The organism is Bacillus sp. ISL-46 (assembly GCF_018613205.1).
The window spans coordinates 1-8,956 of the sequence record NZ_JAGGQR010000090.1 but is presented as its reverse complement, the minus strand read 5'-3'; the positions used below and the strand labels follow the sequence as shown (position 1 = coordinate 8,956).

Sequence of the window (8,956 nt, the reverse complement as noted above, 5' to 3'; positions counted from 1 at the left end):
CGCCTGGAGCGGAAATCAACAAACTAGTTTAACACAGCCGAAACAAAAGGAGAGAAACTCATGCCACAAATTGATGTAAATCAACTAAACCAAGCAAAAGCAAATGTAGCACTAACAGAAGAATTGTTAACAAAAGCAATTGAAAAAGCAAATTCCGATCCTACTCTCGCCCAGGAAGCGATGAAACAGGCATCAAACGAAATTTCGTCTGCTTTAACGGCCGTAACACAAGTACAAAACACATCTAAAGCCCAATCGACAGAATGATAAAATAGTTTTTCCAAATATTACTGTGTAAAATAGTTGTCCCATGCAAGACTAGATACCTGATAAATCAAAGAACACCCCATAGAATTGGGGCGTTCTTTGTCAGTATGAACGAAATCATCTGTCGATTTCAATATGTTGAAAGCCATTTTTGGTGGCATACACTTCATACCATTTGTATTTCGGGGATTTAAACCATTCGTACTGCGGCAAATAAATCAAATATCTTACATTGCCATCGGCATCAAACATTGTTTTGAATATTTTAACCGGCCCAATTCCAAATGTTTGATCCAAATAACCTTCCATTCCATCTCGGACAATATTTTTTTTATCTTCCTTTTCTTGCTTATACAACCTCATTAGCCCATCAATAAAAAGACTCAATAAGATCAGAGTAATAGCGATTAAAACGAATATTAGTAAATTGAACAAAAGAACAACCTCCTAACTTTTATGTATAGATTCCGATAAATAAATAGACTAAGCCCCTTTTCTTTTAATAGATTCACTTCGATTGTACATCCGATTGTTAAAAGAAGATGTGATGAAAAATACATATTAGCGACTTTCTTAAGAATTATTCGACTGTAATAAAGGAAAAAAATAGATTTATGTCGAATTTTTACAAAACGGCAAAGGCAAATCTATTAAGGGGGAATTACATGATATTGGAAGCGGTTATGCTTAAGGTTAGGCCAGGAATGGAAGAGGATTATGAGGAAGCATTTCGTCAGGCATCAGATATCATTGCTTCTATGAAAGGTTACATATCGCACGAATTACAGCGTTGTATAGAAGTGAAGGGGAAATATTTATTACTGGTAAAGTGGGAAACATTAGAAGACCATACAGTTGGATTTAGGCAATCAAACGAGTACCAAGAATGGAAAAAACTGTTACATCATTTCTATGACCCATTCCCAACTGTTGAACATTTTGAGAATATCACTCTTTGATTGTTATTGTAATTGGTTATTCAAATCGATATACAAATCTCCTCTTGTCCCTAACACAGCATACGAAATGTCAATAACAGCAAGGTTTCTTTTTTCAAGCTCTTCCATTAACCATTTTTCGTTGTAGGTGTGTTTGGACAAGTGGCCTATAGGATTTTACTATCATAGATCAACTCAATCGATACAGATTCAGTCGAAAAGAGCACCAATACAATTAATAGGGTTTAAGGGTTGTAGAGTGGGATTGCTGAGACAATCCCTTTTTTGTTGTGCTTAATATGACGCTTGAAAAGAAATGGCCAAACTGGAGGATTTTCATCAAATAACGGAGGAGTTTATTTCTTAATGTACGCACAGGAGTTTACTTGAATGAAATCAAGTTTAGGGAACTAAAGTGAAATATTTGGTATGTTATATAATAAATTACAAATATATAAATGGGGAGAAACTTATGGGGAAAATAAATTATTCTATTGTTGATGTTTTTTCACAAGGGAAATATACAGGAAATCAACTTGCTGTTTTTAAGAATGCTGAAAACATTTCAGATAATAAAATGCAACAAATAGCTAAGGAAATCAATTTCTCCGAGACTACTTTTATCTTATCAGATACAAAAAAAGATGCTGGTTATGATGTTCGTATATTTACACCTAATGAAGAGGTTCCTTTTGCTGGGCATCCGACATTAGGAACTGCATATATCATTCAAAATGAAATCCTAGATGAACCCTTGGACAAACTTATATTAAATTTCAAAGCCGGACAGATTCCCGTCACGTTCGATAATCAAGAAGAAATTATATGGATGAAACAAAATGAACCAACTTTTGGTGGGATTTTAGATACAAATATTGTTTCTGATGTTTTAAATATAGATAAAGAAAACATAGATGATAGATTTCCTATCCAAGAGGTTTCAACAGGCCTTCCAGTGATTGTTGTACCTTTAAAATCTTTAGAAGCAGTTAAAAAAGTAAGGGTAAATAAAGAAAAATACTTTGAGTTAATTGAACATATTAATGCAAAAGCAATAATGGTTTTTTCTCCTGAAACGTATAATTCTGAAAATGATTTAAATGTTCGAGACTTTGCAGATTATTATGGTGTTCCCGAGGACGCAGCCACTGGAAGTGCCAATGGATGTTTAGCATCTTACCTTGTTAAATACCGATATTTTGAAAAAAGTGAAATAAATATTAGTGTAGAACAAGGATATGAAATTAAAAGACCTTCTTTACTATTTTTAAAGGCAAGTAATAATAACGGGAAAATCAACGTTAATGTAGGAGGAAAAGTAGAAAAAATTGCTCAGGGTGAATGGTTTTTATGAGAATAATCCTTCTTTATCGAGGGGGTGCTTCGGCGACCTCTTTTTTTGTTATTAAGCTAAAGGGCCAGGAGTTATTGAAGACTATTAATAAAAATTAAATTTTTATAATAAAGACAAGGTTTGATTGAACAGAAGTACAAAAGATGTGATAAAATGTTTGAATATTAAAACTACTGAAGGAGGTTAAATGTTGATAAATTACAATGGCCGGAAATTTATTTCAGTTGAAAATACAGCTAACGGTGAGGTTACTGTAGAAACAATTTTTGAATACCAACAAGAAGGAAACATACTCTCAGCAACCTATAGTGGAGGAGACATACTAAAAGGTACTCTTATTGGAATTGTTGAGGAAAATGGCAGTTTACAGTTTAGATATAATCATATTAATACAAAAAACGAAATAAGAGGCGGTCAATGTTTCTCTACTCCAGAATCTCTACCAGATGGAAGAATTAGATTACATGAAAGGTGGAAATGGACAGATTCGGACCAAAGTGAGGGAGAATCCATTATTGAAGAAGTTAATTCATAATAAATAATTTAAAGCAGGTGGTTTTATGGAAAGTTGGAATGCGAGAGCGTATTGGAAAAATGGATGGTGTGTGGCGTGATACGGTATTGTTAGAAAGAAGAAGTCATTCAGTTGGAATTAATTAAGATTGTTGAATAGCGAGTGCGATGCATTAAAAAGGCATCGCATTTTCCTTGTTCTACTATCAGGGTAGGGTGAAGAGTAGAGATTTCTAAATAATTAATAATTTTTATAAAATATTCCAAAATTTATGATATTGGATTTAAGATTGATGATTTAAGAGAAGGTACTCCAAGGCCAGAAGAATTTAGGAATGAAAGTGAGTATAAACGAAGGATGAGGATTCCGCTCTTTTTAATATTTTCTTGTGTAAAATAGAAGCTAAACTTCCAAAAGAATCCTATATCAATAAAAAAGCTTGCAGACTCATCTAGAAGCTAGATTGTGTCTGCAAGCATGAGGCTGCTGCCGGGAAAAGTTGTTTTTCAATCCTTATTTCATACCATTAAAACTTACAGCTATTTGAGCTCCCACCACTGCATTGTTTTTAACTAAAGCAATGTTTGCATCTAGGCTCTTACCATCAGTTAATTCTTTCACCTTACCTAGTAAGAATGGCGTTACATTTTTACCAGATATGTGTTTTTCTTCTGCTTCCTTTAAAGCTGCTTCAATTACATTAGTAATGGTTTTTTCATCCATAGCGAATTCTTCAGGGATTGGGTTGGCAATCACAGCTCCGCCTTTTAGGTTTAAATCCCATTTAACTTTTAGCGTCGAGGCGATTGTTTCCGCATCGTCTGCACGGAAGTTCACTGAGAATTCACTATTGCGCGTATAGAAGGCAGGGAGTACATCGGTTTGATAACCAATAACAGGTACGCCTTTTGTTTCAAGATATTCCATTGTTAACCCTAAATCTAGAATCGATTTGGCACCTGCACAAATGACGGCCACGTTTGTTTGTCCGAGTTCTTCTAGGTCTGCAGAGATATCCATGGTAGTCTCTGCACCGCGGTGAGCACCGCCAATACCACCAGTTACGAAGATATTAATTCCTGCAGCCTCGGCACAAATCATGGTTGCGGCTACTGTTGTTGCCCCTAGTTTTTTTGTAGCGAGTAAATAAGCTAAATCACGTCTAGATGCTTTTGCTACATCTGAACTCTTACCGAACATTTCTAGCTCTTCATCGGATAATCCAATTTTAATTTTACCATCAACGATTGCAATTGTTGCCGGAACAGCACCATTATCACGGATAATTTGTTCCACTTCACGTGCGGTTTTCACATTTTGTGGGTATGGCATACCATGTGAGATAATTGTAGACTCTAAGGCAACGATTGGTTTTCCTTGTTCCTTGGCGATACGTACTTCTTCAGATAATGTAATGTATTGTTTCATGATAATTCCTCCATGTCTTTTTGTAGTTGTTCTGCTGATAAATCCTGTCTAACTGTATAAGATGATTGCAGTGTTTTAGAAGCATTCATACTCCCAGCTTTAGCAATTTCGACCAACGATTTACCTTCTAACCAAGAGTAAATAACAGCGGAGGAAAAAGCGTCTCCCGCACCCGTTACATCGACGACTTCATTAATTTCAATAGAAGGTACATGAAAAATTCCTTCTTTTTTATTACCTATCATCGAGCCTTGTTTTCCATTCGTAATAACCACATTGGCTATCCCTAGTGCCAGCCATTTTTCTAATGCGTTCTTCCAATCTTCCTCATTTTTGATTTCTGTTTGGAAGTATGTTTCAGATTCATCTCGGTTCGTAATGAGCCATGTAACACCTTCTAAATTATCTGGTAATCGATTCATCTTTGGCGATGAAACGGGTATTAACACAATCGGTAAATCATGGCTATATGCGAAATGACACAAGAATTGAATCGTTTTTTTCGGACAGTTTAAATCGACCATAATACATTTTGCGTGACTTAATTGTACGTCATGTTTAAGCAGTAAATCAGGTGTGATTGCCTCATACACTTCCATATCCGCTAACGCAATAACTAATTCTCCGCTAGAGTCTAAAACAGCCGTGTAGGAACCTGTTGATTTTTCAGGAAATTGGGTCACGGTTTCTAAGTTCATGTAAAGAGATGATGAATCTTCAATGACCGACCAGTCCTTATCGGCGCCGCATGTAGAAATAAGTGATACGTCCATTCCAAGTCGCCCTAGATTTTCAGCGATATTCCGGGCAACCCCGCCGGCATTCTGAGTGGCGTAAATCGGATTGGAAGTACCTAACTGGGCTTTGTCTTTGATATGGAATTTACGGTCAATATTAGCCCCGCCTATACAAATAACATGTTGTGATTCACTAAGAATATAAGCTCTGCCTAGAATATTACCTTTTTTAATCAAGCCAGAAATAATATTTGCAATGGAAGGCCTGGATAAGCCTAATATTTCAGCCAGTTCTTGCTGAGAAACATAGGGGTTCTTACGTATTAAATCGATAATCAATTGTTCTTTATCATTCATTCTTTCAGGCACAAACTCACCCCATTTAATCTTCCTAATCAGTACGATTACTTTGGACTAAAAGTTTTTAATTCTTTACGTGTTTCAGGAACTTTTACATCACCTGATTTAATCTTTTCAACCCATTCTTTTATGGCCGCTTCAATTTCCGCTTTGTTTGTAGCTTTTGCATTAATAGGGGATAAGCCAACACCATCTTCTGCTAAACCAAATAGCGCAACTTCGCCGCCTGGGAAATTACCTTCTTTTGTTTTTGTTGCCAGGTCTTTAACAGCTACATCAACACGTTTTAAAGCCGATGTAAGAACCACATCTTTACCCATATCAGCTTGATCACGGTCTACACCGATAGCCCAAATATCTTTGCCAGGGTCTTTTGCTTTTCGGTCATTTGCTTCTTTAAATAAACCGACACCAGTTCCCCCTGCGGAGTGGAATATTACGTCCGCACCAGAAGAATACATTTTAGAAGCGATTGTTTGACCAAGTTCTGCCTTGTCAAAAGCACCTGCATATTGCACGTCCACTTTTACCTCAGGTTTAGCAGCTTTAACACCGGCTAAAAAACCAGATTCGAAACGTTCAACAACCGGAATTTCCATGCCGCCAATAAATCCGATATGGTTAGATTTTGTTGTTTTAGCCGCTGCAATTCCTGCAAGGAATCCAGCTTCTTGCTCTTTGAATAAAATACTTGCAACGTTTGGCTGCTTTACCTCAGCATCAACGATTGCAAATTTGGAATCTTTTTGTTGGGTTGCAATTTCCTTAACTGCTGCTGGCATCAAGAAACCGATCGCATAAACTAAGTCAAATCCTTCACGAGCAAGTTTATTTAAGTTTGTTGTATAATCTGCATCCGATTTGGATTGAAGGTATTCGTAACCGCCTTTACCTTTGTTCAAACCGTTTTCTTCGCCAAAACTTTTGAGACCTTCCCAAGATGATTGGTTAAATGATTTGTCATCAACCCCCCCGATATCAGTCACCATTGCAGCAGTGAAAGTTTTATCATTCCTACCGCCTTTGGCCGCTTCATCGCCTTTGTTGTCATTACTTTTTCCACAAGCGCCTAACAGTGTACCTGCAGCAAGAACAAGTGATAGAGCCATTCCAACTTTTTGTTTTTTCAAAATATGTACCCCCTTATGATGTTTGTTTAGTTAAGAAAAACGGCCTTATAAACTTTTGTTTAAAGGTTAAACTTATGTTTGAATTATACATCCTGCCAGAATTTAGGTCAACTATTTTAGCAGAACCTAAACAAACCTTTGCACTGTGATAAGGTTTGTTTTTTTGATGTGGAATCATCATCTTTAAAACAGATGCGGTGGTGCCCCATTTTTCTGCGGTAGTTTTCAAAATGTCTGCGGTTTGCAGGGAATGGATACGCCGTACAATGAAACCATGGGAAGAAGAGGAAAAAGGAAATTCACGGTCACTAACATCATGGACTCAAACCTGGGGAATTGTGTAAGAAGAAACTAAGACTATATTATCAACATATGTAAAGGCATTTCATTCAATCGATAAGAAAATAAGGAGGAATTATTAATGGAAAAAGAGGAATTATAAATTAATGGCATGTTATGTGGTTACGATTTTTGAAACAACCTTCGATAAGCTTCGCACCTATAAAATTTGGGCTGAGTTTAAACACTATGGAACAGGAAGGGCATTCCCATTTGTGATTGAGATAAAAGAATAAGACTCTAAATTAGAAGCATCATTAAGCGGAACCTATGATGGACAAATCTCTTGTTACTACGGTAACTTTTGTCCATCATAAAGCTTATGAAAGACAAATCCCTTGCTACTACGGTAACTTTTGTCCATCATAAAGCTTATGAAAGACAAATCCCTTGCTACTGCGGAAACTTTTGTCCATCATAAAGCTTATGAAAGACAAATCCCTTGCTACTGCGGTAACTTTTGTCCATCATTATTGTGCCCGCCACCATAGAAAAAAGGAGTCGACGGTAAAATTAGAGGTTAATTGTGCCCGTCAGCTTAGAAAAATAGGAGTTAACCTACATCAAAATCCGGTTCATTTAGACCTGAAACGAGTGCGTCTCGAGCGGCTACTAAACTTAGTTTAATGAAAAAGAGCTGCCCATTAAGTCGATCATTGTCACCGCTTAACAGAATTGCTTGGTCAAGGTAATTAATGGTATCTTCCGTCTTATCTAATGCCAGTGAGATGCGGTTGTCGGATAGATGAATAAGGTGTTGGTTATCTTGGCTTTGGGGAACAATAGGGGCATTTGGAAAAACAGGATCACTAGGAAAATGAGTATCGAAAGGTAATGCTTTCATGGCAAGATAAGCCTCTGTGAGATTATCGACGACATCTTGGTAGAATTGTACTTTAATTGGATTTGGTGGTAAAGGAAATGCGGGCATTTCTAAAAAAAGGATTAAGGCACTATCGGCAAATCGAATGGCCTGCACCGTGTAAGCCAAGGCTGTTCTAACATTTGTAACTAAGTTAGAATACATTTATTTCACTCCCAATCTGTTGAATTGTTTTAGTGTATGTAATTAAGACGAGCCCGTAAAGGACACTTAGGTAAATTTATTTGATCGAATTATTTATATAATTAATTAGGATGTAGGAATGATAGATATGTTAAAAATTCGAAACGTAAAATTGGAAGATTTACCAAATCTAATAGACATTGAACATCTTTGCTTTACAAAAGAGGAAGCAGCGACCAAAGAAGCTTTTGAAAAGCGCATTCATTTTATTTCAGATAGTTTTTTTGTAGCTGAAGAGAAGGACGTGATTGTTGGTCTAGTCAATGGTCCTGTCATTGATCGTGCATACATTACAGATGACCTCTTTAGTGATATAAAGGAGAATCCTGTGTCTGGCGGTCATCAAAGTATTTTAGGATTAGCGGTGTCCCCATATTTTCAAAAACGTGGTGTGGCATCAGCCTTACTTGCACATATAGAAACAGAGGCAAGTGCAAAAAAACGTGAGACGATGACACTTACCTGTAAAGCTGACTTAATTCACTTCTATGAAAACCACGGATACCTCAACAATGGGGTTTCAAGCTCCCACCATGGCGGAGTGATTTGGTACAACATGAGTAAAAAGTTAGTTTGAATGTTTGGGTGATTTTATTAACCATATGGAAAAAAATCTTACAGATAAAAGGCATGAAAAAAGACGATTCGGGACCGAATCGTCTCAGACTGTCGACAAATCCGAAAAACTTGGGTTTGCCGGCAGTCTTTTTTATGTCTTTGTTAATTTGTTTGTTGATTTGCGCTCCAGGCGCTTCGCTTTCCGCGGGCGTAGCGGGGAGCCTCCTCGGCGCTTAAGCGCCTGCGGGGTCTCCCCTGCTTCGTA

At 37.0% G+C, this 8,956-nt stretch carries 12 protein-coding genes; 7 read left to right on the top strand and 5 right to left on the bottom strand.

Translation table 11 applies throughout. From position 1 onward, the window contains the following. Positions 1-60: 60 nt before the first annotated feature. Positions 61-267 carry a hypothetical protein gene (locus tag J7E67_RS28635; protein ID WP_168244179.1) on the top strand — a complete coding sequence of 69 codons (207 nt, stop codon included), beginning with the start codon at positions 61-63 and terminating at the stop codon, positions 265-267. A 117-nt stretch (positions 268-384) separates the two neighbouring features. Here J7E67_RS28635 and J7E67_RS28630 read toward each other — a convergent pair whose 3' ends face one another. Continuing rightward, positions 385-702: a hypothetical protein gene (locus tag J7E67_RS28630; RefSeq protein WP_214711951.1), complete on the bottom strand. Its 318-nt coding sequence runs from the start codon at positions 700-702 to the stop codon at positions 385-387. 230 nt (positions 703-932) lie between these two features. Here J7E67_RS28630 and J7E67_RS28625 point away from each other — a divergent pair, with 230 nt between their 5' ends. From J7E67_RS28625 to J7E67_RS28615, 3 genes are all read left to right on the top strand, one after another. Next, entirely contained in the window at positions 933-1,226 is a 294-nt protein-coding gene (locus J7E67_RS28625; protein ID WP_214711953.1) for an antibiotic biosynthesis monooxygenase family protein, read from the top strand. 451 nt (positions 1,227-1,677) lie between these two features. After that, positions 1,678-2,559 carry a PhzF family phenazine biosynthesis protein gene (locus J7E67_RS28620; protein WP_214711954.1) on the top strand — a complete coding sequence of 294 codons (882 nt, stop codon included), beginning with the start codon at positions 1,678-1,680 and terminating at the stop codon, positions 2,557-2,559. 190 nt (positions 2,560-2,749) lie between these two features. Further along, positions 2,750-3,094 (top strand): avidin-fold protein, encoded by a 345-nt coding sequence (locus J7E67_RS28615; RefSeq protein WP_214711955.1) that lies wholly within the window; start codon positions 2,750-2,752, stop codon positions 3,092-3,094. Positions 3,095-3,586: 492 nt separating this feature from the next. Here J7E67_RS28615 and J7E67_RS28610 read toward each other — a convergent pair whose 3' ends face one another. The 3 genes from J7E67_RS28610 to J7E67_RS28600 are packed head-to-tail and all read right to left on the bottom strand — an operon-like array spanning position 3,587 to position 6,728. Beyond that, positions 3,587-4,501, bottom strand: coding sequence for a pseudouridine-5'-phosphate glycosidase (locus J7E67_RS28610; protein ID WP_214711956.1), 915 nt, complete (start codon positions 4,499-4,501; stop codon positions 3,587-3,589). Beyond that, positions 4,498-5,595, bottom strand: a complete 1,098-nt coding sequence (locus tag J7E67_RS28605; RefSeq protein ID WP_214711964.1) for a carbohydrate kinase — start codon at positions 5,593-5,595, stop codon at positions 4,498-4,500. The genes J7E67_RS28610 and J7E67_RS28605 overlap by 4 nt, the downstream gene beginning before the upstream one ends. Before the next feature lie 47 nt (positions 5,596-5,642). Continuing rightward, positions 5,643-6,728 carry a BMP family lipoprotein gene (locus J7E67_RS28600; RefSeq protein WP_214733321.1) on the bottom strand — a complete coding sequence of 362 codons (1,086 nt, stop codon included), beginning with the start codon at positions 6,726-6,728 and terminating at the stop codon, positions 5,643-5,645. 446 nt (positions 6,729-7,174) lie between these two features. Here J7E67_RS28600 and J7E67_RS31975 point away from each other — a divergent pair, with 446 nt between their 5' ends. Next, positions 7,175-7,303: a hypothetical protein gene (locus tag J7E67_RS31975; protein WP_285290456.1), complete on the top strand. Its 129-nt coding sequence runs from the start codon at positions 7,175-7,177 to the stop codon at positions 7,301-7,303. A gap of 317 nt (positions 7,304-7,620) precedes the next feature. Here J7E67_RS31975 and J7E67_RS28595 read toward each other — a convergent pair whose 3' ends face one another. After that, positions 7,621-8,094: a hypothetical protein gene (locus tag J7E67_RS28595; protein ID WP_214711958.1), complete on the bottom strand. Its 474-nt coding sequence runs from the start codon at positions 8,092-8,094 to the stop codon at positions 7,621-7,623. A gap of 127 nt (positions 8,095-8,221) precedes the next feature. Here J7E67_RS28595 and J7E67_RS28590 point away from each other — a divergent pair, with 127 nt between their 5' ends. Both J7E67_RS28590 and J7E67_RS28585 read left to right on the top strand, forming a co-directional pair. Then, the gene (locus J7E67_RS28590; RefSeq protein ID WP_214711965.1) at positions 8,222-8,710 is read left to right on the top strand and encodes a GNAT family N-acetyltransferase; all 489 of its coding nucleotides are present in this window, start codon (positions 8,222-8,224) and stop codon (positions 8,708-8,710) included. A 25-nt stretch (positions 8,711-8,735) separates the two neighbouring features. Continuing rightward, positions 8,736-8,956 (top strand): hypothetical protein (locus J7E67_RS28585; RefSeq protein ID WP_214733320.1); only part of this gene is annotated, 221 nt, incomplete at its 3' end.